This window comes from Arcobacter defluvii, assembly GCF_013201725.1.
Classification (GTDB): Bacteria; Campylobacterota; Campylobacteria; order Campylobacterales; family Arcobacteraceae; genus Aliarcobacter; species Aliarcobacter defluvii.
In genome coordinates this window covers 1,264,095-1,290,246 of sequence record NZ_CP053835.1, presented here as the reverse complement: position 1 = coordinate 1,290,246, position 26,152 = coordinate 1,264,095, and the positions used below count along the sequence as shown (strand labels likewise).

General features: G+C 24.5%; 35 protein-coding genes. 14 read left to right on the top strand and 21 right to left on the bottom strand.

What is annotated here, in order from left to right:
• The first annotated feature begins 185 nt into the window (after nt 1–185).
• A complete protein-coding gene (locus ADFLV_RS06535; protein WP_129012074.1) occupies nt 186–413 on the top strand; it encodes a hypothetical protein in 228 nt (75 codons plus the stop codon).
• Nucleotides 414–495: 82 nt separating this feature from the next.
• On the opposite strand, the gene ADFLV_RS06530 is transcribed toward ADFLV_RS06535, so the two are convergent.
• Genes ADFLV_RS06530 through ADFLV_RS06500 form a run of 7 tightly spaced genes read right to left on the bottom strand, consistent with a single transcriptional unit; the run spans nt 496 to nt 4,144 of the window.
• The gene (locus ADFLV_RS06530; protein ID WP_129012075.1) at nt 496–1,194 is read right to left on the bottom strand and encodes a metallophosphoesterase; all 699 of its coding nucleotides are present in this window, start codon (nt 1,192–1,194) and stop codon (nt 496–498) included.
• An 11-nt stretch (nt 1,195–1,205) separates the two neighbouring features.
• Nucleotides 1,206–1,706, bottom strand: a complete 501-nt coding sequence (locus ADFLV_RS06525) for a hypothetical protein (protein ID WP_129012076.1) — start codon at nt 1,704–1,706, stop codon at nt 1,206–1,208.
• Nucleotides 1,703–2,236 (bottom strand): hypothetical protein, encoded by a 534-nt coding sequence (locus tag ADFLV_RS06520; RefSeq protein ID WP_129012077.1) that lies wholly within the window; start codon nt 2,234–2,236, stop codon nt 1,703–1,705. Before ADFLV_RS06520 ends, ADFLV_RS06525 begins: the two co-directional genes overlap by 4 nt.
• Before the next feature lies 1 nt (nt 2,237).
• Complete coding sequence (locus tag ADFLV_RS06515) at nt 2,238–2,564, bottom strand: hypothetical protein (protein ID WP_129012078.1); 327 nt, start codon at nt 2,562–2,564, stop codon at nt 2,238–2,240.
• 11 nt (nt 2,565–2,575) lie between these two features.
• Nucleotides 2,576–3,073: a hypothetical protein gene (locus tag ADFLV_RS06510; RefSeq protein WP_129012079.1), complete on the bottom strand. Its 498-nt coding sequence runs from the start codon at nt 3,071–3,073 to the stop codon at nt 2,576–2,578.
• 2 nt (nt 3,074–3,075) lie between these two features.
• A complete protein-coding gene (locus tag ADFLV_RS06505; RefSeq protein ID WP_129012080.1) occupies nt 3,076–3,846 on the bottom strand; it encodes a hypothetical protein in 771 nt (256 codons plus the stop codon).
• 4 nt (nt 3,847–3,850) lie between these two features.
• Nucleotides 3,851–4,144: a hypothetical protein gene (locus tag ADFLV_RS06500; RefSeq protein WP_129012081.1), complete on the bottom strand. Its 294-nt coding sequence runs from the start codon at nt 4,142–4,144 to the stop codon at nt 3,851–3,853.
• 165 nt (nt 4,145–4,309) lie between these two features.
• On the opposite strand from ADFLV_RS06500, the gene ADFLV_RS06495 reads away from it, so the two are divergent.
• The gene (locus ADFLV_RS06495; RefSeq protein ID WP_129012082.1) at nt 4,310–4,768 is read left to right on the top strand and encodes a hypothetical protein; all 459 of its coding nucleotides are present in this window, start codon (nt 4,310–4,312) and stop codon (nt 4,766–4,768) included.
• A 134-nt stretch (nt 4,769–4,902) separates the two neighbouring features.
• Here the strand turns inward: ADFLV_RS06495 and ADFLV_RS06490 are convergent, their stop codons facing one another.
• From ADFLV_RS06490 to ADFLV_RS06465, 6 genes are all read right to left on the bottom strand, one after another.
• Nucleotides 4,903–5,463: a hypothetical protein gene (locus ADFLV_RS06490; RefSeq protein WP_129012083.1), complete on the bottom strand. Its 561-nt coding sequence runs from the start codon at nt 5,461–5,463 to the stop codon at nt 4,903–4,905.
• Between the two features lie 346 nt (nt 5,464–5,809).
• Nucleotides 5,810–5,980 carry a hypothetical protein gene (locus ADFLV_RS06485; protein ID WP_164968545.1) on the bottom strand — a complete coding sequence of 57 codons (171 nt, stop codon included), beginning with the start codon at nt 5,978–5,980 and terminating at the stop codon, nt 5,810–5,812.
• An 11-nt stretch (nt 5,981–5,991) separates the two neighbouring features.
• The gene (locus tag ADFLV_RS06480; protein WP_129012084.1) at nt 5,992–6,480 is read right to left on the bottom strand and encodes a hypothetical protein; all 489 of its coding nucleotides are present in this window, start codon (nt 6,478–6,480) and stop codon (nt 5,992–5,994) included.
• Between the two features lie 96 nt (nt 6,481–6,576).
• Nucleotides 6,577–8,985, bottom strand: coding sequence for an MATE family efflux transporter (locus tag ADFLV_RS06475; protein ID WP_129012085.1), 2,409 nt, complete (start codon nt 8,983–8,985; stop codon nt 6,577–6,579).
• Nucleotides 8,969–9,577: a hypothetical protein gene (locus tag ADFLV_RS06470; protein WP_129012086.1), complete on the bottom strand. Its 609-nt coding sequence runs from the start codon at nt 9,575–9,577 to the stop codon at nt 8,969–8,971. Before ADFLV_RS06470 ends, ADFLV_RS06475 begins: the two co-directional genes overlap by 17 nt.
• A 12-nt stretch (nt 9,578–9,589) precedes the next feature.
• Nucleotides 9,590–10,105: a hypothetical protein gene (locus tag ADFLV_RS06465; RefSeq protein WP_129012087.1), complete on the bottom strand. Its 516-nt coding sequence runs from the start codon at nt 10,103–10,105 to the stop codon at nt 9,590–9,592.
• Nucleotides 10,106–10,194: 89 nt separating this feature from the next.
• On the opposite strand from ADFLV_RS06465, the gene ADFLV_RS06460 reads away from it, so the two are divergent.
• On the top strand, nt 10,195–10,356 hold the full coding sequence (locus ADFLV_RS06460) for a hypothetical protein (RefSeq protein WP_164968546.1): 162 nt from the start codon (nt 10,195–10,197) through the stop codon (nt 10,354–10,356).
• A 10-nt stretch (nt 10,357–10,366) separates the two neighbouring features.
• On the opposite strand, the gene ADFLV_RS06455 is transcribed toward ADFLV_RS06460, so the two are convergent.
• The 7 genes from ADFLV_RS06455 to ADFLV_RS06425 are packed head-to-tail and all read right to left on the bottom strand — an operon-like array spanning nt 10,367 to nt 14,609.
• Nucleotides 10,367–12,235: a hypothetical protein gene (locus ADFLV_RS06455; protein ID WP_129012088.1), complete on the bottom strand. Its 1,869-nt coding sequence runs from the start codon at nt 12,233–12,235 to the stop codon at nt 10,367–10,369.
• 1 nt (nt 12,236) lies between these two features.
• Nucleotides 12,237–12,557 (bottom strand): plasmid mobilization protein, encoded by a 321-nt coding sequence (locus tag ADFLV_RS06450; RefSeq protein ID WP_129012089.1) that lies wholly within the window; start codon nt 12,555–12,557, stop codon nt 12,237–12,239.
• Nucleotides 12,554–12,955, bottom strand: coding sequence for a hypothetical protein (locus ADFLV_RS06445; protein ID WP_129012090.1), 402 nt, complete (start codon nt 12,953–12,955; stop codon nt 12,554–12,556). The genes ADFLV_RS06450 and ADFLV_RS06445 overlap by 4 nt, the downstream gene beginning before the upstream one ends.
• Nucleotides 12,956–12,964: 9 nt before the next feature.
• Nucleotides 12,965–13,777: a hypothetical protein gene (locus tag ADFLV_RS06440; protein WP_129012091.1), complete on the bottom strand. Its 813-nt coding sequence runs from the start codon at nt 13,775–13,777 to the stop codon at nt 12,965–12,967.
• Nucleotides 13,778–13,816: 39 nt separating this feature from the next.
• Nucleotides 13,817–13,987 carry a helix-turn-helix domain-containing protein gene (locus ADFLV_RS06435; protein ID WP_129012092.1) on the bottom strand — a complete coding sequence of 57 codons (171 nt, stop codon included), beginning with the start codon at nt 13,985–13,987 and terminating at the stop codon, nt 13,817–13,819.
• An 11-nt stretch (nt 13,988–13,998) separates the two neighbouring features.
• On the bottom strand, nt 13,999–14,358 hold the full coding sequence (locus tag ADFLV_RS06430) for a hypothetical protein (protein ID WP_129012093.1): 360 nt from the start codon (nt 14,356–14,358) through the stop codon (nt 13,999–14,001).
• Between the two features lie 11 nt (nt 14,359–14,369).
• On the bottom strand, nt 14,370–14,609 hold the full coding sequence (locus ADFLV_RS06425) for a helix-turn-helix domain-containing protein (RefSeq protein ID WP_129012094.1): 240 nt from the start codon (nt 14,607–14,609) through the stop codon (nt 14,370–14,372).
• A 243-nt stretch (nt 14,610–14,852) separates the two neighbouring features.
• On the opposite strand from ADFLV_RS06425, the gene ADFLV_RS06420 reads away from it, so the two are divergent.
• From ADFLV_RS06420 to ADFLV_RS06405, 4 genes are all read left to right on the top strand, one after another.
• Nucleotides 14,853–15,287, top strand: a complete 435-nt coding sequence (locus ADFLV_RS06420; RefSeq protein ID WP_129012095.1) for a hypothetical protein — start codon at nt 14,853–14,855, stop codon at nt 15,285–15,287.
• A gap of 13 nt (nt 15,288–15,300) precedes the next feature.
• Complete coding sequence (locus tag ADFLV_RS06415; protein WP_129012096.1) at nt 15,301–15,918, top strand: hypothetical protein; 618 nt, start codon at nt 15,301–15,303, stop codon at nt 15,916–15,918.
• Nucleotides 15,905–16,924: a hypothetical protein gene (locus tag ADFLV_RS06410; RefSeq protein ID WP_129012097.1), complete on the top strand. Its 1,020-nt coding sequence runs from the start codon at nt 15,905–15,907 to the stop codon at nt 16,922–16,924. The genes ADFLV_RS06415 and ADFLV_RS06410 overlap by 14 nt, the downstream gene beginning before the upstream one ends.
• Nucleotides 16,925–18,309: 1,385 nt before the next feature.
• Nucleotides 18,310–19,392, top strand: a complete 1,083-nt coding sequence (locus ADFLV_RS06405; RefSeq protein ID WP_129012098.1) for a tyrosine-type recombinase/integrase — start codon at nt 18,310–18,312, stop codon at nt 19,390–19,392.
• 307 nt (nt 19,393–19,699) lie between these two features.
• On the opposite strand, the gene ADFLV_RS06400 is transcribed toward ADFLV_RS06405, so the two are convergent.
• Nucleotides 19,700–20,086: a helix-turn-helix domain-containing protein gene (locus ADFLV_RS06400; protein ID WP_129012099.1), complete on the bottom strand. Its 387-nt coding sequence runs from the start codon at nt 20,084–20,086 to the stop codon at nt 19,700–19,702.
• A 181-nt stretch (nt 20,087–20,267) separates the two neighbouring features.
• Between ADFLV_RS06400 and ADFLV_RS06395 the strand changes: the two genes are divergently transcribed.
• The 7 genes from ADFLV_RS06395 to ADFLV_RS06365 all read left to right on the top strand — a co-directional run bounded on the left by ADFLV_RS06395 (nt 20,268) and on the right by ADFLV_RS06365 (nt 26,129).
• Nucleotides 20,268–20,465 (top strand): helix-turn-helix domain-containing protein, encoded by a 198-nt coding sequence (locus ADFLV_RS06395; RefSeq protein WP_129012100.1) that lies wholly within the window; start codon nt 20,268–20,270, stop codon nt 20,463–20,465.
• A gap of 2 nt (nt 20,466–20,467) precedes the next feature.
• Nucleotides 20,468–20,875 (top strand): hypothetical protein, encoded by a 408-nt coding sequence (locus tag ADFLV_RS06390; protein WP_129012101.1) that lies wholly within the window; start codon nt 20,468–20,470, stop codon nt 20,873–20,875.
• The gene (locus tag ADFLV_RS06385) at nt 20,875–21,156 is read left to right on the top strand and encodes a hypothetical protein (RefSeq protein WP_129012102.1); all 282 of its coding nucleotides are present in this window, start codon (nt 20,875–20,877) and stop codon (nt 21,154–21,156) included. Before ADFLV_RS06390 ends, ADFLV_RS06385 begins: the two co-directional genes overlap by 1 nt.
• A complete protein-coding gene (locus ADFLV_RS06380) occupies nt 21,153–22,244 on the top strand; it encodes a hypothetical protein (RefSeq protein ID WP_129012103.1) in 1,092 nt (363 codons plus the stop codon). The genes ADFLV_RS06385 and ADFLV_RS06380 overlap by 4 nt, the downstream gene beginning before the upstream one ends.
• A 272-nt stretch (nt 22,245–22,516) precedes the next feature.
• Nucleotides 22,517–22,858 (top strand): TrbC/VirB2 family protein, encoded by a 342-nt coding sequence (locus ADFLV_RS06375; protein ID WP_346726236.1) that lies wholly within the window; start codon nt 22,517–22,519, stop codon nt 22,856–22,858.
• Between the two features lie 14 nt (nt 22,859–22,872).
• The gene (locus tag ADFLV_RS06370; protein WP_129012105.1) at nt 22,873–25,638 is read left to right on the top strand and encodes a VirB4 family type IV secretion/conjugal transfer ATPase; all 2,766 of its coding nucleotides are present in this window, start codon (nt 22,873–22,875) and stop codon (nt 25,636–25,638) included.
• A 56-nt stretch (nt 25,639–25,694) separates the two neighbouring features.
• Nucleotides 25,695–26,129 carry a cag pathogenicity island Cag12 family protein gene (locus ADFLV_RS06365; RefSeq protein ID WP_129012106.1) on the top strand — a complete coding sequence of 145 codons (435 nt, stop codon included), beginning with the start codon at nt 25,695–25,697 and terminating at the stop codon, nt 26,127–26,129.
• The last annotated feature ends 23 nt before the right edge of the window (nt 26,130–26,152 follow it).

Sequence of the window (26,152 nt, the reverse complement as noted above, 5' to 3'; positions counted from 1 at the left end):
CCTAAATTATCCTTATTTTTCCTATTTTTTTTCATTTTCTACATAAATTTCCTAAAAATTCTATTTAACATGAAGATATAAATTTACTAAATTATTTTAAAAAAGATTTTGATGAATATAAAAAAATAAATGAAAAAAAACTTGATGAAAAAGATGAATTAGTCAAAAAACTTGAAAAATCAGAAATGATACTGAAATTCACAATAAATGAAAAAGATGAAAAAATAAAAGAAGCTAATAATAAATATTTAGAAACATATAAAACTTGTAAAAATTTTGAAGATTTATATAAAGATTCAGAAAAAAAATTATCAGCTATCGAAAAAGAAAAAGATAAAAAAATTACAATTTTAGAAACAAAATTAGAATTTTTAGCTCCAAAAACTGTAACTGAAAAAGAAGAAAAAAAATAGTATAATTAAATTTGAAACACCTCTTGAATCACTATTTTAGTGATTCAGTTTCAAATAGCTTTTTGTCTATTTTGGGGTGTTTTTATTCTATATTTTCTTGCGTATAAACTTTCATAGACGGAAACTCTAAAGCACAAAGTCGTGGGTTTATTACTTTTTCTTTTTTATAAACGCAACCTAAGTCAACATTTGCATCAAATGAAGTTAATTTTGCTTCACTTCTTGGTGTGTGTCCATAAACATTAAAAATATCTTTATTATCAAATTGTTTATATCTTTTATAGAGCAATTGATTTTCAAAATTTTCAATATCAAATTTATCTTTACTATCTCTTTTATCCCATACATTTACAACAGCAGAATGAGAAACAACTAAGTATCTATCATCAGCAGTTTTATAATCTTTATATTCAAGATATAAAGGTAGATTTTTTATAAAATCATAATGTTTTAAATAAATCTCTTTTGATTTATATGATTCTATTGTTGCTTTTCCACCACACTTTTCAAGATAATGTAAAGAATTTTCCATATTAAAATCATTTCCAAACTCATCTTTATTTGGAGCATATTCTAAAAATAGTTCTTCGTGATTTCCCATTACACAATCATAGTTATTATTGATAATAAGTTCTATAACTTCACAACTATTTTTACCTCTATCAATTAAATCTCCAACAAAAACTATTTTAGAGTTTTTTTTATTTGGAAGTTGTTCTATTAATGCAAGTAGTGATTTATAGCAACCGTGAACATCACCGATTATATATATTTGTTCCATCTCGTATATACTTACTCCATGTGGTATATGTTCTTAATATCTTCTTCAACAAAAAATCTTTTATACCAATTTGTTGAAGCAACAAGAAACATCCCATCAATATCATCATTTAAAGCTTCAAATAATAAATAAAGAGGATTTAATTTGCTTTCATATATTTTCTTTTTTGCTTCAAAAAGAAGCTCATTGGCAAATTTAATACTTTCTATTATGTTCACATCATTTTTATTTTTTGGAACTATTTTAAAATCTTTGTATTCCAAATCTTCAATTGGAATTTCAATTTTTAAATTAAATCTTTTGATATATTCATCGTATTTTGGCAATAATTCATCATAGATTTTGTTTATTTCATTAATTAAAATTCTCAATCTTTCTAAATAATCTTTTTTTGAAATCTTTCTATCAAGTGTAGTTGTAATAAAGCAATTTAATTCTCCATACAAAGCATCTCTATATAAATCATCTTTATCTTCTTGATTGTATCTAATCAATTCAGCTAGATTTCTCATTTTATTTCCTTGTAACTTTCAACAATTTCTAATATTTCTTTGTAAACACCATAATTTTTATAATCACCAGTCAAAGGAATTCTCATACCACCTTTTAATTCATAATATCCTATCTCAAAAAGTTCTATAAATTTGTTATCTAGTTCTTTTAAAACCCTATCTTTTCCAAACTTTTCACATAAAGTATGAATATCTTGTTTATTCATAGTTCCTAAATATCTTTTAATTACATTTGAAACTGTTTTAATTGATGGTTTATCTGCATTTGGTTGTTTATAAAAACAATTGTCTGTAAAATCTTTTGGATTAAAAACTACTAGCTCTTTATCTTCAAGCATTTTTTCTTTAATTAAATTTGCTCTTTTAATTACCGCATCAAGCATTTCGCAATAATCAACTTTTGAAATATCTTTATTTTCTGCGTGTTCTTGAATATGAGCAACTAATTCAAGCAGTTCATCTGCATACCAGTTTTCTCTACTTTTTTTACATTTGCGACTAGCTTTTAAAAATTCACTTACATCTTGCATACTAAATCTCTCTTATTTTTTCAATAGTTGCTTTTATAGTTGGTAAATGATTTTTAATAATATTTTCTACACTAATATCATCTAAATCATAATTACCAAAAATATCACTCATACTTTTTAAATCTTCATTTTTGAAATTTTTTAATATCTTAATTTCAAAATCATCTTTTAATTTTTTGAATTGTTCAGCAATTCTCATAATGTTCATATTAATAGCTGGTTTTATGATTTTATCTTCTATTTCTTGTGTGATTTTAAAATTATTATGATTTAAAATAAAATCAATATCTTCAATACATTTTAAAATCTTTTCTAATTTTTTAGGCATTTTAAAATCCTTTAAATTGAATATTCAGAAGTTAATTTATCTGCTCTTTTTTCAAAATCTTTATTTTTTACTAAATCGTGTTTTTCTTTTGAGCATTTATCACAAGTAGTTAAATACCAACTTCCAGTTTTTGTGATTCTTATTTCTCCATCTGCTCCACAGTATTCACAAATTCTTTCCGATTTATCTTCTGCTTCATAGATTAGTGAATCAATTAATTTTTCAACAATTCTTGGAACAGATGAATTAAAGTAGTAATCAAATCTCAAACTTGCATATTTACTTTTTATATGTTCAATTTGTGGAAGTTCACAATTTGCTAATTTGCAAAGCTCTTCTATATTTTTTCCTAATTCATAAACTAAATCTGTCCATCCATTTAATATTTGATAAGGTACTTTATTTTTAAATAATTCTAGCTCATTCAATTTAGCTCTATTTTCTTCGCTTAATCTTGATTTAGATTTTTGTATTGTTTCAATAATTCTTTCTTCAAAATTCTCTTCCATTTTCAAGCCTTTTTCAACTCTTTTATAAAAATTTTTGTATCAGGATTTCTGATTGTTCTTAAACTTATATCAGAAAAAATTTCTATTAATTGCTCCTGATTAAATACATTTTTCAAATTATCTACTGATACATATTTCAATACTTTTTTTCTCAAAACATCATAACTAATTGGAAAATCTTCATCATCTTTTGTTCTTAAAATATTAAAAACATCAACTGCATTTATTTCATAATCCCAACATACCGCTTCAAAACAAGCAACTTTTTCCATAATCTTTCTTTTTAAAATTGGTGATTTAATATCTTCAAATTTTAATGCTTTGTATGGTTTTGTATTAATCTTTTCATTTTCTAAATCTTCTCTTTGTTTTTTGTCTAATTCTTTCCACTCTTCAAGAGTAATTGAATTTCTTTTGTGTTCATCACAAGCAGTAAACCAAAGTCCAGTTGTTCTTAATTCTCCATATTTCCCACAAGTTTCACAAATATTAGCAGATTTATTTTCAGCTTGTCTAACTAAAGCTCTGATACTTTTTTCAACTATTTCAGGATATGGAGAATTTAAGCAGTTGTAATAAAATTTTAATATTCCCATTTTTTCTTTTATTTGTTGAATATACGGAAGTTCACAATTTGTTAATTCACAAAGTTCTGTAATATCTTTTCCTAATTCATAAATTAAATCAGTCCAACCATCTTTAAATTCAAATGGTACTTTTTCAAAGATTTTTAACTCTTTTAATTTTTTTCTGTTTTCTGAATTTTCTAACATTTTTTTACTCCATAGGAACAGTTTTTACACCATCTTCATAACCAATTTCTAAAAACTTATTTAAGAAGTTTAAATAGTTATCCCCTATTTTTTCACTTGCAGAAGCTCTTGAATAGTATTCAACTCTTACTTCGTCTTTTGGAACTAAATTATCTATTTTAATATCTAAAAAAAGTGAGATATTAAACTCATCGACAATATTGTTAATTCTGCTTTTCACAGATTCTAAATTTTTATTTTCTTTTGAGTTTATTTTTAGAACAACTTCTACATTATCTTTTTCTTTTATTATGAACATATTTAACTCCAAATTAAAGTGTATAAAAGAGTTTATAGAAGCATTATTTTGATTCTAAATCTTTTAATTCAAATTACGTTATTCTAATACATAAATTCTTAAATTATTGTTTAAATACGTTAAACATATTTAAACATTTAGAATTATTAATTATTGGAAAAATGAATGGATAAATTTACTTATAGGTTAGATTTAACAGAAGATGAATTTAATTTAATAAAAAACAATCTAAATGAGAATATATTATCAAAAGCAAAAAAGATTAAAGTATCAGAAAAAAAAACTGATTCAATGAAAAGAGCTACATTTCATAGAAGTGAAATAGCAAGAGCAAAATTATTTGATGCAATTTTTGATTTAACTGAAAAAGATATTGAAGTTACACAATACAATCTAAAAAAATATAAAAATATACCTTATCATACTTCAAAAAAATATCTTGATATTTTTAATGAACTAGAAAAATCTTCGCAAGAAAATCAAGAAGCATTAACATATACAGAAGAAGAAATTAAAGAATTAAAAATATATCATAATCAAAAAGAAGAATCATTTAGTTTACAAGAGTATGACAAAGAGTTATTGAAAGAATGGCAAGAGATAAAAGCTAAGAAAAAGAAGTGAATGTTTTTAGTTAGTGTTCAAATCACTTAAATGAAAGGAACACCTATTTTTATTTCAAACATATATAAGCCAATGTGTGTTTGTTCTTTTTCCCACTATGTCCGTAGTGGGGTTTATAATATAAAACTAAAGAGTTAGCATCTTTGCATTTGAGCCATAGCTTTTAATTGAATTTCAACATCTTCAATTACTTCACTTAAATCTTTTCCAATATACTCGCTTTTTTTACTTGTATATTCTATTAATTTACTTTTACTCATTTGTCTTTCAATTGCATAAGGGTTATCAAAAAAAATCCACATAATTTTCATAAAGATATACCAAACAGTAATAAATTTTAAAAAAGTAAACAAACCTAAAGCCATCCAGCCTAACGCAAGTATTTCAAATGATTGGCTTCCTAAATTGAAACTTGTAGCTATATATTCTGCAACTACCCCATAATAACTTTCAAAGGCTTTATCAAGAGTAGTTGTACCTCTTAAAATGTCTGTAAACCAACTAATTTGCTCTTTAGTGTTTTTATCTGCATAATGATATAAACTTCCACCTAAAAATTTTAAAAATAAAAAAACAATAGGAAAATAAACAAAAACAGTTTTAAATGAAAAATTCTCTTTTATAAAAATATGTGGTTTAAAAACCAAATATTTTTTATTAAAATATGGTGCAAAAATAAATTTTCCAACTTTCATAATAAAACTCCTAAATTAAATATTCTGTAATCATATCATAAAATATTTTATTATTATAAAATAATAATATTTATAAATAGTCTTATTTAATTAACTAAAACCTATATTTTAGGGCTTATTGTATTAATTTGAATCCTATTAATATAATTATTAATAGGATTAGTGTTCAAATCATTTAAATGAAATGAACACTTATTTTTATATAAAATATTTCCACAACATATGTATAAATTTCCATAACATATGTACTTACAATTTTCAACTAATAAAATATTTCTGATTTCTCTTTAAATCAAGCTTATATTCTTTATGCTTTTTTTGTTCCTGAGAAAATCAGATTTTATTTCTAAACTGCATGAAAATAAATATATTCAATCTCTTCCTTTGTGAACTTTTGTTGAAGTTCATCTTTAGACATACCTTCGATATACCAACCTGTAATTTCTTCATCACTAACTTTAATACTTTTTTTTAAGTTAGTACCATAAACTCCTAAAATTGCTTCAATTATAGACATATTAAACTCCTTTATTTATTTTTACTATTTTCTGCATCACTCCAAAATCCATCATTAAGATTCTTTTTGAAGATTTTTATATACATATATTCCTCAAGCTCTTTTTCTGTTTCAAAATAATTCTTCTTTTTTGCAAAGTAAAGAGTTATTTCAAAAACTATCCAAACTAAATGTATAATTATTTGTAAAAGAACAAAACCAAATAAAAAACCAGCAATAATAAATGTTGCTAATTCTTTTTCTCCTAAATCAAAGAAAGATGATGAAAAATTTAAAAATGGTACAAATAAATCTGCCCAATTTTCAAAAAAACCTGATTCTTTCAATAAATTATAATGATGTTTCATTTGATTATCATTTTGGTCTGCTCTAACTTCTTTAAAAATACTCAAAAGTGCTAGAATCAATGGTATTACAAATCCAAATACAACAATAACTTTTAAGTTAATCATTTGAGCTTGAATCAGTAAATATCTGCTTAGTATTTTAAAAAATTTCATTTCTCTTTCTCCTTATTTGTTATAATATTATTATAACAAAATAAATATATTATTACAATATATTTTTAGTATTTATATTAAAAATACAGCAGTTTTTTAAACTACTGTATTCATTTTTGCAACAGAATGTTTTGATTCAACTTTATCACCAATCACTCCACCAACATCAAACCCACCATCTCTCATTCCTAAAATATCAAGTATGATATTTGCTCCGTTAAATACAAGATAAAAACATACAAAAATTGTAATGAATGAAGTTGCTAATAAAAGAGTAGATTTTAAAAACAATAAAATTGCTCCAGCTCCAAGACCATGGGTAAAATTTTCAATCATATCAAAAGTACCTGAACCACTATCTGCTTGAATATCATTAGTTAGCATAAATAATGGTTCAAACATACCAGCTACAACAACCTGATTTAGACTATTTAATACATCATAAGCAAATATTGCCATTATTACTGATACAACAATTAAAATAGGTTTTAATGCTAATAAAAATGTATGTTTTATTAAGTTTTTTATAATGTCTAAATTTCCAGTTGAAAAAGCAAAAATACTAGCAAAAGGAATTACTATATAAAGTATCTCTACACTTAAAAAATAAAAAGTTATAACTAAAAATCCAGCTCCAATTATTGCAATTAAAGGTAATGCTCCAATTATACTTTTTAATAAAAATATTGTAAGCATACCAACAATAGAATCAACTATTGCATTTGTTCCTGTTGTTAAAATTTTATCAACAGCTTTTCCAATCATCTCTCCTTTAAAAGGAATAAGACTTATTAATGTACCAACTCCTGAACCAATAGCACCAATAGATTCTTTTACGGGATTAAAAACTCTATTGATATAATTTAGCATATTGTCTGAAAAGGGTATAAAAGCATAATAAGGAGCATTTGTTAAAACTTCATAGGTAGCTGAATTAATCAGACCTGTAATACCACCTACTTCCTCAGGCTTTGCAAAACCTTGAATATCATAGCCACTTTGATTTCTAAACTCCTCTAGTTTATACTCATAATTTTCTTGCCTATTTTCATTTTTACCTAAAAGTGAAAAAGTATCAAAAGCCATTACAGTAGTTCCAAGATTTACAATAGATACAAAACCAAGCTCAGATATATTTTTATATGTTAAATCAACCATTTTATTGATTTTATTTTCCATTTGAGTAGAAATTGCAGAATTGTAATTTTCTATTTTAAAAGCTAAATTTGATAAAAAGGCATTACTGTTATAATAAGCTCTTTCCATTTGATAACAATATGAAACTGCTGGAATCTCATTTTGTGTTAAATATGCTTCACCATTCATCATTCCTCTTGTATAAAAATTAATAGCTCTTTTTTCTTCTTCGGCTATTCCTTTTGTGTAGATGATTTCGCTCGGTGGAAATAAAGTATTTGAATTTAAAAGACTTACATAATGAGATGTTGCATCAGTATTGTAATAAATTTTACATTGTTTAAGTAGCTCATTATAATATTTATTTTTTATTTTTTCCTTATATTCCAAATCTTTTAAAGCTTGAAAATCCTCCTGTAAGTTTACACCTACACCAGCAAACTTGTATCTTAAAACAGATGATGTTGCTGTTTCAGTTAATTTATCTGCTGTATTGATTCCTAAATACATTAAAGGTCTAATAATTTGTTGATAACCAGTTTGTGATAATTGTCCAGTTGATGTTTCTATTTTATTTACACTAAAAAAGAATACTATTAAAGAAAATACACCTAAAAAGACTTTTTGAGCTATATCTTCATGATTTTGAAGTTTTGAAATCTTTTTTGTTGTTTGCTCTGAAACTGCCAAAAGTATTGATAATGCACCAACAAATAAAAATAACATTACTTTTAATGACAATAATATCTTGTCACTTGAACTTAAAAAATTAATAATAAAGGTAACTGAATTTGAAAGAGCATCTACTGTTCTTGAAATTAGTGTTGGATTTACTAAATTTGAACTAACAAGATTAGGTGTATTTGTATATCCACTATTTAAAGTAACTTCATTTGTTGTAATTGAAGTTGGTATATCAATTATTTTTTCATCTGCCAACAGTCCAGCAACCATATATTTTGGAAGATTTACATATTTTGTTGTTCCAGCGTTAGTATAAAGGTCATTTAATTTATCTTTTAAGGTGAATAAATGGCTATTAACTGTATTAGTATTTGAGTTAATCTCATTTACTGATTCAGGATTTAACATCGTTTTTGCACAATGCTGATTTATATTTACAACTTTTCCTATTGCTGTTTGTAGAGATTGTTTTGAATAAACATAACAAGTAGTTGCACCACTTTCAAACTCAAAATTAGCAATTCTTCCGAAAAATCCATCTTTGAATGGTGGACACTCTACCTCACAACTAGTTCTTTGATTTACACCTTTTGTAAATTGTGTTTCAGGTGTAGTAGTATCAGCTCCAAAAATAGCACTATTTAAAAATAAAATAGTAATAATTAATTTATTGAATATCTTCATTCTCAATCCTTAAGAAATAACCTTTGATGAAAACTTTTTTTGAAACGTTAAAACCAGTTTTTGGTTTTAAGAAAAATAGGAATTTTCTTTGTTTTTTTTCGGCAAATTTAATATCAATCTCATTTTTAAAATTCTCCAAAAAATACCAATTTTTATAACCTTTGAAATAAAAAATATCTAATGCTAAAATTGAAAATAAAAGTATTTGGGCAAAAAAAGTTAAACCTATATCTAAACTTACTGCATAATCATTAATTAAAAATATAAAAACTGCATTTATAATACAAATTGCAACTACATATATTTTAAAAAAGATTAGATTTGTTTTTAAATAAACAAATAACATACTTATAACAACTACAAATGCTCCAATAAAAGGTATTAAATCATTTTTATTACTTGGGTAGTAAAAATAAGGCAAAACCAATAGAAAAGGCAAATATTTAATTAAAACTATTAAATATATGGGAACTTTTTTAAGTGATGATTCTCCTAAATCATCACTTGATACTTTTAGATTTTTAAAATCTAATGTCAAATCTTCCCTACTTTGAGTGAGCCAAAGGAAAAATGGATATTTATTTATTCTCATATAATTCCTTTTTTATCTATAAGCTCTAATAGCTTCTGCAATTAACTGATTTAATTCTGTTAATGATTTTTTATCAACATTTTTAACTACAAATGGATTTTTTTCATACTTTATTAAATATTTTGGAAGCTCAACTACTTGTTTATTTAAGCTATAATATTCAAACATTAAGTTAGTAAGCTCTTTAGATAATTTGATACTATTTTTACTTTCTATAGTATTGCAAAACATATAATCAACTTTATTAATTGGATTCTTTACCTCTTTATCAAAAATATACACTTTATCATTTAATACAAATCCCTTATCAAAATACATAGGATAAGGAGTTGTAAAATATACTTCATATTTTTCAATAAAAGCTTTTTTATAATCAGTTGATTCATTTTCAATTGTGCATTTTTGAATTAGCTTAGTTGGTTCAATATTGCTATTATTATTTAGATTTTCAATCTCTATTGCAAACAAACTATTTACTACTAAAACAAGACCTAAAGCTAAAACAAATTTTTTACTTAATTTCATCATTTTTAAACCTTTTTATTTAAATTAAATTGATTCATTTTTTGATTTATTATAATTTTGTTATAATATTTATAATCAAAAAAAGGACTGATTTGGAAGAAAAAAAATACATTAAAAAAACATTCAATGTTTATCAAGATGCTTGGGATGAATTTATCAAACTTTGCAAAAGAGAAAACTCTGATACCAACAAGGAGCTTCGTAAATTTATTGACCAATACAATAAAAAACATCGTGATAAAAAAGAGAGTTAATCTAATATATCTATCTTTTTTTATTTCTATTTTTTGAATGATGATTAACCTCCTCTTCTTGATTAATTTCAATTTGTTTATGTTTAGAATCTTTGTTTTGAAGCTCTTGATGTTGTTGCACTAATTCTTTTAACTTTTCTTCACCTTTAACTACATCAACTACTTTTTTAGGCTGTTTAGCCATTAAATCATTACAAATCTCTGTTGCTTCTTTTATGTTTATACCTATCTCTTTTGTGAGGAAATCGACAATACTTCTAGGCTTTTGTCGATTAGTTTTATTATTAATTTTATTTCCATCCCCTACTTCAAACTCATCTAAGTTAATGTTATATTTTTTAGAAGCAAAATCTAACACTACTTGAGCTTTTAAATTTTCTTTTAGAAATTGAATATCATGTACTTTTTCTACTTCAAGGATTTTTGAAGAATTTGCAATGATGTAATTATCTAATTGAGATACTGGTCTAGTTGGTTTATCAACTTTTTTTAGCTCTTTTTTCTCTTGCTTTTTAACCTGAACTTGATTTTGCTCTTCAACTTTTTTAAGAATCTGTTTTTTAGCCTCTTTTATAAATTCAGGTGTTCCATCAACTTGAATATTTAATAAATCCCATCCTTTTGCAAGGGCTATATTAACCATTAATCTAACTTCATCTTCAATTGAATTTGCATTAGAATAAGAGAGTATTTTATCCCCTTTATCTTCAACTTTTACACCTTTTGAGTGATTAATGAAAGTTGTATTATCTACACCTGTTTCATCAGTTTTTACATAATAACCACGGAGTGAATCCTCAATATTTACACCATAATGCTTGTAGAATATTTTTTGTTGAAAAGTTAAAGATTTGAAAGAATTATAATCAGCTTTTTTTGAATATTTTTTTTCAAAAGATTTTTTTAATTGCTCATCATTTTCATAAATTTTTTTTAAATCTTCTGTAGCTTTTTTACTTCTTCTTTTTCCAATTTCTTCAACTCTTTTTTCATAAACTTCATTTAGAATTTTTTCTAACTCTTCTTGTGTCATGTCTTCAAGTTTTTTATGATTTTTTTCATTTGAAGTTGCATCAACAAATCTTTCGAAACCTCGCCCTTGTATATTTATATCTTGGATTATTTTTTTACCGCTTTTATCTGTTTTAAAACTTTTTCCAATTAACTTAATATAGTTATTGTTTTTTGTATTAACAACTCTAAAATCTACATTTTCTTTAAAATTCAGTTGGTTTTCCAAGAAATGAATAAGCTCTTGTCTATCATTTAGTTCATCTAAAAGCTCAGTCCATTCTCTCCTATCTCGTCCCACTTGTGAATCAAAATTTTTAATCCTAAAGTCTCTTTTTTTTATTTGTTCAAACCCAAATTTGTAGTTACTTTTACGTACCATTACTTCATCATAGAAGCTGTTAGTTGCAAACAAATTACGAAGTTTAGTATCACTTAATGGATTTAAAAAGGATACCCCTAGATGAATATGTGGATATCTCTTATTGCCTTGTTCGTCGTACTTAAGCTTTGGGTAATGGAGCTCTGCATAAGATATAATTTCATTATCAATGTCATAACCACTAAAATGATGTTTTATATAATCTTGAACTAACTCTTGCATTAGTACATTTTGTTCATCTTTTGTTGGTAGAGATTCTATTTTTTGATAATCATTATCACTAAAAGCAAAAGTAATATGTAAATAATTCTCAGCCCAATTTTTATTTTGGGCACAATAATTTTCAGCTCTCTCAAAATCATCAAGGTTACCCCAAATTGGAGTAACTATATCTTTTTCATTTCTTGAATAATTTGAATCAGCTTTTTTCCCATCTCGAAGATATTTTGATAATCCTGATTTAGCACGTCTTATACGAACTATCATCTTAAGCTCCAATTTTATTTAATTGATTTTGAATCAGTTTTAACTCCACCAGCAAAGCCTGATAATCATAAATATTTAAAGCATTTTTTAAATTTGCAACATTAAGTACAAATGCAACCTCATTTAAATTAATTCCGACTTTTCGTACTTGTGTCGCTAGACTGTTATAATCTTTTTTTACAACAACTTTACCTTGAGATAATATATATCTAAAGTATTCTGCTTTTTTTAAACCACTATCTTGAATTTTTAACTCTAAATCTTTAAAAAAATCATCTGTTACACGTACTTCAATTCTTTTTGATTTATTTTGTTTTTTCATAGGAAACATCCAATTAAAATACCTAAAAATAGAAAACTTGTAGCAATTACTAATAACTCTTTTTTATAAATTTTTTGATTTTGTTTTTGAATAATTTCATCTAAAATTTTTGATTTTTCATCAATATTAATTTTTACAGCTTCATCAATTTTTTCACTTAAAATTTGATTTGTAGAATTTTCAATTTTTAAATTTATTTGATTTAAAGCATTTTCAATTTCTTTTGTTTTATTTAAAATTACATCTAAATTTTGCACCTCTTTTTGAAGTTGTATCATTTTATTTATTGTTGGTGTAATTTGGGTATTTAAATGAAGCATTAAAAACTCATATTTGTCTAAAATATCCACCAATTGAGTGTCACTTACTAATATACCTTTTGATTTATTATTTTCCATTTTAAACTCCTAATCTAATTTAAAATTCTGAATTAATGTTTGACAATACTCATAAATCTCCTCGTTAATTCGATTTAATTTTTTTGCTTTTAAGAATTCATCTTTCCCTTTTTTTGCCCATTCAGCTTTAACTTCATCGAAATTTTCCATTATAATTTTTGCTTTTAAATAAGCATCAATTAAAGAATATTGATGTTTTGAACTAATAATATCAGGCAAATCTGTCTCAGTTACATAATTTAAATTTTGAATTTTATCCTTGAACTCCTCATATCTTGACGCTAATCCAAAAGATTCATTTCCAAAGAATGATTTAAACTTATATTTAATATCTTCAAAATCAAAAGATGGACATTTATTTAAAACTAAATTTATTTTTGCATCTTTATCAAAAGATAAAATAGAATCTATAGTTTGAAGTGCATTATCTACATTTGATATACTGTTAGATAGAGGAACAATATAAGTAAGTCCAAATAGTTCTTTTTCTTCTAAAATTTTTAAAAGTTTTATAGTATCATCTCCTCCACCAGCATCTATAATATTTACACTATCATCTTGTGATAACATATTATTAAACTCTATCTCATCGATTGCATCTAAACCATCATCAATTTTAAATGATTTAAAACTTATTTTTTGAGAATTTTTAATCATTTTTTTTGAATTATTATTGTTATCAACTTCAAAAATATTTATATTTTTATTTAAAAATAAAATAGGTAAAACTTGCAAAGAGAGGAAAGTTTTACCCTCTCCACCTTTTGTTGAAACTACAACATAAACATTTTTGTATACTACTGTCATATTCTTTTTTGCCATTATAAATCCTTTGTATTTTTAAAATTTTTCATTTATTTTTTATCTTCTGAAAAGAAATCTTTCTAAATCACTTTTCTTAAAACAAACTTTATTTGAGTTAACAGGAAAATCGGGAGAATATGTCTCTAACTTGCCTTCTTTTACCAGCTGATACAATTTAGTAGCTGATACATTAAGAATTTTTACCGCATCTTTTTTAGTTATTAACATTTTTTAATCCTTTATTTTTTAGGCAGATTTTTTGTCACAAAATCTACAGCTGAATTGGTTAAATCATCAATATTATTGATAGATTTTTCATCTTTTTTTATATCTCTCTTTTGAGATACACCTACATCTGATTTTTTGTCTTTTTTAAGATTTTTTGCACAAAATTCATAAAAAACCGTTTTTGATATTTTAAATCCTAATTCACTATTTAAAATTTTTAAAACTTGACCTAAACTCCAAAATTCAAGCATCTGTTGAATTTCAAGCTCCATTAACTTAAGTAACTTAACTTTTTGAAGCTTTTTAAGTTCATCCTCTCCACCTACATTATTAACTATTTGTTCCTTACGAGTTTTAAGCATATTCTTCACATTTTAACTCCCTAAGCAGTCTTAATTTGACTCAAAACTTGGAATCTTGCAATTGCTCTTATAGGATACATTACTCTACCACCTGCAATTATATGGTCTATTCCTATTCCTTCTTTTCTCCACTTCTCGATTGTACTTGGTGATATTCCTACAACTTGGGCTGTTTGTTTTGAGTTAAGATTTAAACCTTTGGTTAATCCCAAAGCTTTTATCTCTTTTTCATATTTTTCAATTTCTTCTTCAATATTCATTTTTAATCCTTTCAGTTAGATTTTATTAATTGTTCCGATGAGCTATTTCAGTCTCATCGCAAAATTTAATGACAATTAAGTTGTTAAAGAGCCTTAAGTATGTATAATACTATTAATATTAAAACTAAACTTTTAAATACTAATAGAATTATATTCTATTTGAAAACTATTGTCAAGTTATTTTAATTAAAATTTTAATATTTAATACATATTGTATTAATATTGTATATATAAGGTTTAAAAATGAATATAACAGAAAAAGCTATTATTAACTTAATTAAATATTATTCTTTGTCAAATGCAGCACAATTAGCAAACAAATTTGAAATTACTCAAGGAGTTGTTTCAAACTGGAAAACTAGAAATGCAATAGGTGCATTAACAGACACAGTAGCAAATAAAGACCCTGAAGCTTTAGAATATATATTTTCAGGAAATAGTGTAAATTTTTCTCAGACTGGTGCAAATTCCCAACAAGTTAATACACAACATAATGCTGGTGCAGGTATGGTAGTTCATCCAAATATAGATGCACTTAATAATCATACTAATATAAAAAAAGAAGATGAATTACAACCTCTTTTTGATGCTTTATTATCTGTTTCAAATGCTTTGGATAAAAAAGATAAATTAAAAGAAGAATTAACAAAATTAATTTCTATATTACCAACTTTGTAAATTTGTAAAATAAATGTCAGAAAATAAATCAAATACTTACACTCAAACTGGTGCAAACTCTCAACAAATTGGGACTCAAAACAATTACTACTCTATTTCTAATCCTAGTGTAAAAATAGAACTAAAAGAGCCTTATAAAATTTATATTTTTGAATTGCTAAAAAATGAGCAAATTAAAGATATTTTATTTACAGCTTTTTTACCATTAATTATATTTACTGTTTTAATATCAATTTCTATAGAAAATCTTAATTTATTTAAATTTCTTCAAGTACTTTTATCTTTTTATATAATTTTAGGAATAGTATTATTTTCATTTAATTATTATCAGATGTTAAAAGCAAGTTTCAAGAGTACATTTAAAAAAATTGACTATAAAAATTATATTTTAATTGACAAAAAAAAAGTTGAAATAATAAAAGAAAAAGAAACTTCAATAATTATAAATTTTGAAGAGATTAGAAAAATTGAAGTTGAAAAAAATTATATGATTGGATACAATATACTAATATATAAAAAATACCTAGAACCTACCATAACATATAATATCCATTATCGTGAAAAAGCATTACTTATAAAAGACCTTTTTGAAGAATATCTTTTAACTAAGGTTAAAAATGAAAGAATTTAAAAAACTTTATCTTTTTGATTTACAAACTGGTAAAAAAATCAATACACTAGAACAATTAAAAGTAATAGTAAAAAATGAATCAAAGAGATATGCTTGTAGTGCATATTTAGATACAAATGTGATTTCAAGATTTCAAGATTATTATAATAATCCATCTCTAACAGATATATTAAATGAATTTAATAGAATAAAAAAAATTAAAGATTTAGATTTAATAGGGATGGGAGCTTCTTTAGAATATTCTTTTGATAAGATGAATATGTCTTATAACTATGAAAGATTTTCAGATATAGAAAATACTTTTAATAAATATATAAATGATGGTTATGACGGTTATCTTTCCTTTAAAAGTAAATCAATATACGAAGACCAAAAAAAAATTGAATCTTTTAAAAATTTTTCAAATGATTATCTGAATATAACTTATGTTTTATTTTTAAAAATTATTGATATTGATAGAAAAGAAATTACATTCATAGAAAAAGTTAAATCTTTTATTCTTTTTATGAATAATGAATTAAAATGTTTATCATCATATGAATTAATTATTGCGTGCGATATTTTTTGTGAAAAATCAGAGTCAAATTTTAAAAAAATAATCAAACAATACAATAAAATTAAACGTGGGGAATTAAAAAAAGAAGATATAAAACGTGAATTGATAAATGCCTCTTGGGATATTTTCCATTTGAGAATAGCAGAACTACTTTATTTAGATAAAAAATCAGATGTAAAAAATGACAATAAAGAATCTTATATTATTTTTGCTACATTAGATAAAGAATTCTCAAATTTGATTAACTCAAGAATTAATGCGATGAATATCTTAAATCAGCACAATCTAATTGAATTTAATAAATTAAATAAATGTATGGAAAAAGATTTTGAAGAAATACATAAATTTCAAATTCAAGAATATTTAAATAATGACTATAATAGAAAAAATAATTATTCAGAAGAATTAAAAATTAATTTAGAAGATAAAGTATTTAATTTTAATACCTAAATTAAACCACCTTTTTTGTCTCAGTTGTCTCCACTCTCCTAATTTAATCTTCCCGTTTGCCTTTGGCTATATCAAATGATATGGTAGGGAATGGCTCAAGAGTGAAGACAACTTGCCCTTGGACTACTTTGGATTTAACAAAATAGTTCAGGACAAGTTAGTCAAAATTATGCAAATGACACGGCTTTTGCAGGACTTTCGTTTCGACTTTTAGTAGATTATTGTTCAACTCTTAATCTACAACACAATTACACTAGACGGCTCCCCTTATCTAGTAACCTATCTATTTAATTAATCCAGTATTAGAGCTTATCTCTAATTTAAAAACCTCTGTTTTACATCTTAACTAGTAAATATATAGGAGTGTTCTTGCTACTGCTTTCGCAGATGAGCGGGCATCTCCACCGTGAATCGTACCTCATTCCATCCTCACACGGTGCTGATTTGGTCTCTTATTTGGCTATGATTGTTTTCGGTGAGTTCATTCTCACCTTATGCAAGTATTTAATTTTATCGCAAGGTTTTCGTCTTACAGTGCAGTCCTTACACTCTACCGCTTAAATAGTTTTCAGACAATACTTTATCCTCAACACTTAAGTTGATTTTTTTTGTAAAATTTTTGGATTAAAAGCTTGAAATTTATTTAGATATTTGATAGAATAAAATTACTTTTTTAGCAATTCTTGTAGTCGCCAAACTAACATGTTAAGAATTGCTAGAGTACCTCCTTTTTTTAGACATAAAAATATTCTCCAACAATTAAGTGGTTTTCATACTTTTATATTTAACATTTGAATTTATTTTAAGATTTGTATTTAAAATTAGAATGTAGATTTGGCAAGTTACATATCTAATTAAAATACTTAGAGCTTAGCAAATTTACCGAGCGATAAATCTACCAAGCAAATATGTAGCTTGCCAAGCTCTAAATATTTATAGAGCTAGTATATAGGATTTTATGGGCATTGTAAATAAAAAGATTTTTAATAAAAAAAGTATTTGATATGATATGAATAAAAGTAAATTACTATAAATAATTCGATATATAGTAGTATTTAAAATTACTTACTTAAAAAAATAAATTAATTTTTTAAATTTATATAGTATTAATAATATGGTTTTATTATGTAAGGGTATAAATAGGGTAGAAAAGATGTTAAAAAGAAAACTTAAAAAGCTTTAGAAAGCCCTTTAAATCAATGGCGACCCCAGCATGATTCGAACATGCGTGTTCTGGAGGAAATCTTTATGTCTTATATTTACATAAACTTCCAATTCTTACTAAAAAAGCCTATTTTATAGTATTCATAAGTTCATATACTATAATATACAACTTATAAATTTACATTAATTTACATTTAAAAAAGACACCTAAAAGGACACCTTTGGCAATACCAAAAACAACAAAGACTAATTATCCTGGAATAAGTTACTATAGTGATAGTCAAAAAGGTAAAGTATTTTTAGCAACATTTACAATCAATAAAAAGAAATATAGAAAAATCATTGGTTATGAAAATGATGAATTTAAAACAAATGCAAAAATTGCTTTTTTGAAAAAAGAAGAGATGAAAAGTGAGATTGAAAATAATACATATATAAAAAAAGATTTAACTTTTAAACAATTATGGGAATTATATTTTAATCATATAATAGATTCAAAATCTGTATCTAAAAAAACTTTAACAAGTAAAAAAAGCACTTACAATTGTCATTTTAAATCAAGATTTGAAAACCTAAAAATAAATTCTATTCAAACATATAATATACAACTATTTGCAAATGAACTATTAAAGACAAAATCTCCTAAAAGTGTTGATAACTATCTTGCAGATTTATCAGCTCTTTTCAAATTTGCGATTAAATATAAAATTACAACAAATAATCCTGTAATACTTGTAGATAAACCAAAATACGATAATACAAGAGAATATCCTTTAGATTTTGTAGAATCAAAAAGATTATTCAATACAATAATAAATTTTAAAGAACCTTTATATAAAGACATATTTACTTTTTTATTACATGGAAGAAGAACTGGAGAAGTTTTAAATTTAACTTGGGATATGATAGATTTTGAAAAAAGAACTTATACTATTAAATATGAAATAAACAAAGCAAAAAAGAATATGAGTTATGAAATGACTGATGAGCTCTATAATATCTTTATAAATATAGAAGATAAAGATGGATATGTATTTAAATCTTTAGTAACAGGGGAAAAAATAAAAAATCTTAGATGGGCTTGGGATAGAATACTTAAAGAAGCAAATATTAATAAAAGTATGAGAATACATGATTTAAGACATTTAATTGGAGAAATATCTTTAAATAACACAGATAATAGTATGGAAGTTGTAGCAGCTATATTAGGACATAGTTCTACTAGACCCACAAGAAGATATGCAAAAGTTCAACAAAAAGTTGCAGCACAAGGAATTAAAAAAGTTTTTGATACTTTGAAGTAATACCAGGGGAGTGATGAAGTCCCCCTTTTATCAATATAACTTAATAGCAAATATTAAGCATATCAAAAGTAGTATTACTAATTTTTGAAACAAAGGTACTCCTTTTGAGAGAATCCCACTTTCCCCAGAATTTACATTCTTACCAAACCACCCAGCAAAAAAAAAGGTAAAGCTATAAAGCTCTACCTTTCTATGATTCTCTCTATTCAGGTCATCACTCCTGAAAAAAGGAAACCTTTGTTTCATGGAAGAATTATATCATGTTTTTTCTAAAATGATTAATCCTTCAAAGCAATTTTTATTTATATTAATCGCTTTTCAACTCATCTTCAATTAAATCAGCTTTTATTCTATGATAATAATATTCTTGTCGTTTTTGAGAAAGTTTCTGTATATCATTAAGTAATTCATCTTTAAATAAAGATTTATTTTCAACTAATAAATTAGAAGTATCATTTATATCTTTTTTAGGCGTTTCATTAGTTCTAAACATATTACCTGTATTTGTCAATAGCCAATTTATATTTATATTGAATACTTTATTCAAATTATTAATAATCTTAAATGGCAATTCAACTTGACCTTTTTCATATTTTGAGATTAAATTTTGTGAAGTTTCCAATTTTTCAGCAAATTCAGTTTGATTTAATCCCAAAATCTTCCTAATATTAAGAAAGTTATTATTTATACTCATTATATTAATAATCCTATTGACATTTATTATTGTTTTGAATATAATTATTCAATAAGTTAATAAACTTACATTTATTTACATTTTAGCCTTTAAGGATACCTAAAAATCCATTAAAAAGTGGATTTTCATACTCTTTTATAGGTGTAGGTTTATTTCATAAAAATAATAAAAAAGGATAAAAATGAATGAAAATCTACTCACTAAAGAAGAATTAGCTGTAAGACTTAATTTATCTGTCTATGAAGTAGAACAATTAAGAAAAACAAAAAATATGCCTTACACCAAAATTGGAAGAGTATATAGATATGACCTAGAAATAGTTTCAAAGTTTATTAAAACTTTATCTTCTACAAATGAAAAGAAAAAATCAGGTAATTAAAAATGAAACTATATGAGACAAATAATAGCTTAGAAAATATGCTTAAAAATTTAAAAATTGAAGAAACTCTCATTAATCAAATAATTATTAGATATTCAACGAGTAAGCTGACTAAAACTTTTGTAGAAGAACTAAAAAAACAAAAAGAAGATGAAAATCCAATAAATTTAATTTTACATTTTTTCCTTCTAGCTGACAAAATGAAACCTATAACTTGTGATAAAAAAACTCTTTCAAAACTTACTGGACTTTCTGAAAGAACGATAGATGAGAGAAGAAGAGCTAGACAACTTCCATTTATTCAACTAACAGGTAGCTTTAATGAAAAAGGTGGACGAAAAATAATAATTTTTGACCCCGATGAAGTAACAAATTATTTATATAGTGAAAAAGTAAAGGCTATAAGCTAATGGAAAATAAACATAGTTTTTCTCATATAGAACCTATTTTAATAGATAAAAACTTTATTAGATATTTAAATGAAGAACAACTAAAAGTTATAGGAGCGATATTAGCTTCTAATCAACAAAAATCTTCTTTTCCTTTATCAGATAAAAGTATCGCTTTTTTTGGTGGATTCAATGATATTAAAATTGTCTCAAACATAAAAAAATCACTAGAGGATATTGGTCTCTTAAAAAAGGATATGACACTTGATTTTGTGAATTGGGAAAGAAACATAAAAAAATGAATAAATTAAAAATTATAAAACCTAAAACTAGACCTATACAAATTGAGCCTTGGTTCTTTAGATATTTAAATGAAGGACAACTAAAAGTTGTAGCTGCTATCTTATCTCATGCAGATATAAAAGATAGACAATCAAATTCATTTCCTTCTAATAGAGTAATTGCATTTTATTGTGGATTCGGAAATTTTGAAAAAGGTTCAAAAGCTTATGAAAAATATGAAAAAATAGAAGATGATGAAAAAATAAAATTTAAAAATGAAAAAATGAAAAATGCAATCATAACTGTTGCAAATATAAAAAAATCATTAGAAAAAATTGGACTTCTAAAAAGGGAATATGTAGGACCAAAAGGTAAACAAATTGTTTATATGACTTTAGATTTAGAATGGAAAAAAGAACAATATTTAAAAGAGCATGATGAGTTCTTTAATGATGTCAAATATGAAGATAAAGAAGATGAAAAAGAAAATATAGCTAAAGAACTTGCAGAACTACAAAGATTAAATGAAGAAGGAAATATATCTAAAGATAATCTAGCAAATAGATTAAAAAATTTAAGTAATAAGATAAATGCATCTAATACAGAAAATTCTCAAGTTCCTCTTGAAGATATAGAAAAAGTTGCAACTTATATAATGAATACTTCTAAAGTTCAAAATAAAATAGATGAAGGAATTATTGAAAATAAAGAAGCTTATAAAAAATCAATAATTAAATCAATTTCAAATAATAGTTTCAATGGTGTAGATAAATATTATGAAGCTCTGGTAAAAAAAGAACAAAAAGATATTCTTGAAACACTAACTATATCTTTAGAACAAAATGAAAATGAAAATTTCTACCAAAAAAATATTTTATACTTCAAAGATTTAATATTTACAAATAATATTTTCCTAGCAACTTATCAATCAAAAGATAAAAATTTTTCTAAAAAATACATAATTTCAGATGAAAAAATAAAATACTATTTACATTCATCTTATTTCTATACAAAACAAAATAAAGAACTACTAGATAACTATAACCAAGCAATAAAAAATTATCAAGAATTAATTAATACCCATAATTCAAAAAATAACTCTTCCTGATTACCTAATTATAAATTTTTAATTAAAACAAAACTCCGACTATGTGGAAGTGATAGGAGTATAAAACAAGATTCACCCTAAGCATAAACAGTAACTTGAAAGACTGGAACTAAGGCAAAAATCTTAGATTTGGAGTAGGAGTTACATTTTATCAGAAAAATAAGTAGTTAATCTACTTATTAGATATTTAAATTAATTAAGCGTATTTTGATTTGTGTTAATTCTAATTTTTAGAGTTAATTAAAATCAATTATAAGGAGAAAAGAAGATGAATTTTTATTATTAAAAATAATAACTTAATAAACACTAAAAAAATAAATAAAAGGAAAAGAATGAAAAGAAAAATTATGATGTTATTAGCTCTTATGATATTACCAAATTTACTTTGGGGAGCATCAATTAGTACAGATGGCGCTACAAATGTATTAGAATCAATAAAAACAGCACTTTTTGCAGTTGCTGGTATTACTATTACTGTATTAATTGCTTATGTATCTTATCAGGTTATGCACAAAGGTCGTCCAATTGATGAGATGACAAAAATTATTGTTGGAGCTGGTTTATTAGCTTCTGCTACTGCGATTGGTGGAGTTTTTGCTTCATTTGTTAGTTAAGTAAGGTTTATTTTATGGCAAAGCAACCTGAAATATTATTTAAAGGTATGACTAGACCTGCTATGTTATATGGTGTTCCAATTTATCCTTTAATCTTAGTTATATCAATTTTTGCACTTGTTTCAGTTTGGACTAATATTATATATATGTTTTTTGTCATACCTGTAATACTAGTCATGAAATTTATTGTTATGCAAGATGATTATATGTTCAATTTGCTTTTTCAATCTTTTAAAACTAAAACACCTACCTTAAATAAAAAATATTATGGTGTAAAATCATATTCAAGTATGGAGTATAGAAAAATGAATAAAAATGTAGGATTTCCAACATTATCAATTTTAGGATTAGATTCTAACCCTACTTTTGAAAAATTCATACCTTTTTCATCTTTGATAAAAAAAGATATTGTATTAACAAAAGATTTCAATTTGGTTAGTTCGTGGAAGATTCAAGGAATTAGTTTTGAGGTAGAATCTGATGAGAATCAAGATTTTATAAAAATATTATTAGCAAATGTTTTTCAATCGTTTTCAAGTGAACCTGTAAGTTTTTATTTCCATTCTACAAGGTTTGATATAGATACAGATTTGAAAGCAAAATATGATAATTCTTATTTACAAGAAATAAATGATTTATATTATCTGTCTTTTTCAAAAGGTAATAGTAAATCAACAGATTTATATTTAACAATGATTTATAATCCATTTTTAAATAATCTAGAAAAAAGTAAATTTTTAAGTTCTTCACCAGAAAAATCAAGAAAAGAACTTTTAAATTATATTTCTAAATTTCATGATTATTCTAATAGATTAGAAGCAAATTTAAGTAAATTTGTTGCTAAAAAATTAAAAATATATGAGAAAGAAGGTAAAACTTTTTCAACACAATTAGAACTTTATAATTATTTATTGGGAGGTAAATTTCAAAAAGTAAGAGCATTAAATACACCTGTTTCTGAATATCTTATAGGTTCTTTAAAAAATATACAGTTTTCAAATGATTTAGTTCAACTTAATTATATTGATGGAACTAAAAAATTTGCACAACTAATTGAAATAAAAGATTATACTTCAATAACTTTTACAGGGATTTTAGACATTTTGATGTATTTGGATGTAAATTATACCCTTACACAATCCTTTACTCCAATGCAAAGAAATAAAGCAAAAGAAAAATTAAAAAAGCAAAAAAAACATTTTAAATCAACTGATGATGATAGTATTACTCAAGAAGCTGAGTTTGATATAGCTCTTGATAGATTAACGAATGGTGATTTATGCTTTGGTAACTACCATTTTTCTTTATCGGTTTTTGGTGAAACTATTGAAGAAACAAAATCTAATACAAATAAAGTAATTACTTGTTTGCAAGATATTGGATTACAAGTTATTCTTGCAGATATAGCACTTCCTTCTAGTTATTTTTCACAAATACCTTGCAATTTTGGTTTAAGACCTCGTGTTAGTCCAGTAACAAATGAAAATTTTGCAAGTTTAATAGCTTTGCATAATTTTGCAAAAGGTAGAAAAAAAAACAACCAATGGGGAGATGCGATAACGATATTAAAAACTCCTTCAAAACAAATATACTATTTCAATATTCATGCTGAAAAATCCAAAAATGATTTTGGCGAGTTCACATTAGGTAATTTTTTAGTTTTAGGACAAAGTGGTGGTGGAAAAACAGCAATGTTACAATTTCTAAATAATCAATTGCTGAAGTTTGCAAATAAAGAAACTTTTCCTAAAAATATTCCTGATAATTTAAAAAAGATGACTTTAGTTTATTTGGATAAAGATTATGGTGCTAAAGGGAATATTTTAAGTGCTGGAGGAAGATATATCAATATTCAAAATGGACTTGAAACAGGATTTAATCCATTTATGATTGAAAATACTAAAAACAATAAAAGAAATTTACAAATATTAATGAAAATTCTTGTTACAGCAAACGGAGAAGTATTAAAAACAAGTGAAGAAAAAGAACTTGCAAATGCTATTGATTTTATCATGGATTTTATTCCATTATCTAAAAGAAAGTACGGCATTTCTTTACTCTTAGAAAACTTAACGGATGATAACACTGATGAAAATTCTTTAAAACAAAGATTCTCATTATGGAAGAAAGGTGCAAAATATGGATGGGTATTTGATAACGAAAATGATTTATTAGATTTTCCTGATGATATTAATATTTTTGGAATAGATGGAACAGAATTTTTAAATGACCCTGATGTATCAGCTCCTTTAAGTTTTTATATTTTATGGAGAGTAACAAATTTAATTGATGGTAGAAGGTTTGGATTAATTGCAGATGAATTTTGGCAATGGTTTGCAAATCTTCTTATTCAAGAAGAAATTTTTAATAAACTAAAAACTATTAGAAAAGAAAATGGTTTTATAGGTATGGCTTCTCAATCTGTGGAAGATGTTTTAAAATTAAAAATTGCAAGAGCAATAGTTGAACAAACATCTACACATATTTTCTTTCCAAATGAAAAAGCTAATAAAGATGATTATGTTGAAGGTTTATCTTGTACAGAAGAAGAATTTAACATAATTAAAAATTTTAATACAGGCATGTACCCATTTTTGATAAAAAGAGGAAAAGAAGCAGCTATTGTAACTCTAGATTTAAGCACTTTAGGAAAAGAAAATATATCAATAATTTCAACAGGGATAGTTCATGTCGAAAAAGTTGATGAAATATTTAATAGAAATGATATTTCTTTAGAAGAAAAAGTTAATGAACTTAGAAATTATTATAAAAATATTTAATGAATAAATAATGTTAAATAGCAACAACAAATTAATAAAGAAATGGAGAAATAAAAATGAATAAAAAAATATTACTAAGCTTAACAACTTTAGTAGTTTTAGGTACAGGTTGTTCAAACAAAATACCAAACGCTCAACCAGTTAAATGGCAAAAAGATAGTGCATTAACTATAAATCAAGAATTTTTATTAACAAAAGAGTTTAAAGTTCCAAAAGACCCAATATTAGACAAACAAAATTGGACTTTTCAAGCTCATGCAGAAAAACAAGGAAAATATCTTTTTAAAAATGAAGATATATCTAAAATATTTTTAGTTGGACATAACGCAAGTGAAATTATTTTAATTGGGAGAGAAGATTTAATAAATGAGTATAAAAACTATTTTTTAGAAAATCAAGTTACAGCTAATATAAAACTCCAAGCAGTAAAACCTATACATAAAGACTATAATAAAGTAAATATACTTTTCTTTAATACTATTAGTAAGTAAAAACCAAGAAAAAAAGAACTAGG

Excerpts from the sequence above, each read along its gene's own strand:
- ADFLV_RS06535 (WP_129012074.1), top strand. The coding sequence starts at position 186 with ATGATACTGAAATTCACAATAAATGAAAAAGATGAAAAAATAAAAGAA.
- ADFLV_RS06530 (WP_129012075.1), bottom strand. The coding sequence starts at position 1,194 with ATGGAACAAATATATATAATCGGTGATGTTCACGGTTGCTATAAATCA.
- ADFLV_RS06525 (WP_129012076.1), bottom strand. The coding sequence starts at position 1,706 with ATGAGAAATCTAGCTGAATTGATTAGATACAATCAAGAAGATAAAGAT.
- ADFLV_RS06520 (WP_129012077.1), bottom strand. The coding sequence starts at position 2,236 with ATGCAAGATGTAAGTGAATTTTTAAAAGCTAGTCGCAAATGTAAAAAA.
- ADFLV_RS06515 (WP_129012078.1), bottom strand. The coding sequence starts at position 2,564 with ATGCCTAAAAAATTAGAAAAGATTTTAAAATGTATTGAAGATATTGAT.
- ADFLV_RS06510 (WP_129012079.1), bottom strand. The coding sequence starts at position 3,073 with ATGGAAGAGAATTTTGAAGAAAGAATTATTGAAACAATACAAAAATCT.
- ADFLV_RS06505 (WP_129012080.1), bottom strand. The coding sequence starts at position 3,846 with ATGTTAGAAAATTCAGAAAACAGAAAAAAATTAAAAGAGTTAAAAATC.
- ADFLV_RS06500 (WP_129012081.1), bottom strand. The coding sequence starts at position 4,144 with ATGTTCATAATAAAAGAAAAAGATAATGTAGAAGTTGTTCTAAAAATA.
- ADFLV_RS06495 (WP_129012082.1), top strand. The coding sequence starts at position 4,310 with ATGGATAAATTTACTTATAGGTTAGATTTAACAGAAGATGAATTTAAT.
- ADFLV_RS06490 (WP_129012083.1), bottom strand. The coding sequence starts at position 5,463 with ATGAAAGTTGGAAAATTTATTTTTGCACCATATTTTAATAAAAAATAT.
- ADFLV_RS06485 (WP_164968545.1), bottom strand. The coding sequence starts at position 5,980 with ATGTCTATAATTGAAGCAATTTTAGGAGTTTATGGTACTAACTTAAAA.
- ADFLV_RS06480 (WP_129012084.1), bottom strand. The coding sequence starts at position 6,480 with ATGAAATTTTTTAAAATACTAAGCAGATATTTACTGATTCAAGCTCAA.
- ADFLV_RS06475 (WP_129012085.1), bottom strand. The coding sequence starts at position 8,985 with ATGAAGATATTCAATAAATTAATTATTACTATTTTATTTTTAAATAGT.
- ADFLV_RS06470 (WP_129012086.1), bottom strand. The coding sequence starts at position 9,577 with ATGAGAATAAATAAATATCCATTTTTCCTTTGGCTCACTCAAAGTAGG.
- ADFLV_RS06465 (WP_129012087.1), bottom strand. The coding sequence starts at position 10,105 with ATGATGAAATTAAGTAAAAAATTTGTTTTAGCTTTAGGTCTTGTTTTA.
- ADFLV_RS06455 (WP_129012088.1), bottom strand. The coding sequence starts at position 12,235 with ATGATAGTTCGTATAAGACGTGCTAAATCAGGATTATCAAAATATCTT.
- ADFLV_RS06450 (WP_129012089.1), bottom strand. The coding sequence starts at position 12,557 with ATGAAAAAACAAAATAAATCAAAAAGAATTGAAGTACGTGTAACAGAT.
- ADFLV_RS06445 (WP_129012090.1), bottom strand. The coding sequence starts at position 12,955 with ATGGAAAATAATAAATCAAAAGGTATATTAGTAAGTGACACTCAATTG.
- ADFLV_RS06440 (WP_129012091.1), bottom strand. The coding sequence starts at position 13,777 with ATGGCAAAAAAGAATATGACAGTAGTATACAAAAATGTTTATGTTGTA.
- ADFLV_RS06435 (WP_129012092.1), bottom strand. The coding sequence starts at position 13,987 with ATGTTAATAACTAAAAAAGATGCGGTAAAAATTCTTAATGTATCAGCT.
- ADFLV_RS06425 (WP_129012094.1), bottom strand. The coding sequence starts at position 14,609 with ATGAATATTGAAGAAGAAATTGAAAAATATGAAAAAGAGATAAAAGCT.
- ADFLV_RS06420 (WP_129012095.1), top strand. The coding sequence starts at position 14,853 with ATGAATATAACAGAAAAAGCTATTATTAACTTAATTAAATATTATTCT.
- ADFLV_RS06415 (WP_129012096.1), top strand. The coding sequence starts at position 15,301 with ATGTCAGAAAATAAATCAAATACTTACACTCAAACTGGTGCAAACTCT.
- ADFLV_RS06410 (WP_129012097.1), top strand. The coding sequence starts at position 15,905 with ATGAAAGAATTTAAAAAACTTTATCTTTTTGATTTACAAACTGGTAAA.
- ADFLV_RS06400 (WP_129012099.1), bottom strand. The coding sequence starts at position 20,086 with ATGAGTATAAATAATAACTTTCTTAATATTAGGAAGATTTTGGGATTA.
- ADFLV_RS06395 (WP_129012100.1), top strand. The coding sequence starts at position 20,268 with ATGAATGAAAATCTACTCACTAAAGAAGAATTAGCTGTAAGACTTAAT.
- ADFLV_RS06390 (WP_129012101.1), top strand. The coding sequence starts at position 20,468 with ATGAAACTATATGAGACAAATAATAGCTTAGAAAATATGCTTAAAAAT.
- ADFLV_RS06385 (WP_129012102.1), top strand. The coding sequence starts at position 20,875 with ATGGAAAATAAACATAGTTTTTCTCATATAGAACCTATTTTAATAGAT.
- ADFLV_RS06380 (WP_129012103.1), top strand. The coding sequence starts at position 21,153 with ATGAATAAATTAAAAATTATAAAACCTAAAACTAGACCTATACAAATT.
- ADFLV_RS06370 (WP_129012105.1), top strand. The coding sequence starts at position 22,873 with ATGGCAAAGCAACCTGAAATATTATTTAAAGGTATGACTAGACCTGCT.
- ADFLV_RS06365 (WP_129012106.1), top strand. The coding sequence starts at position 25,695 with ATGAATAAAAAAATATTACTAAGCTTAACAACTTTAGTAGTTTTAGGT.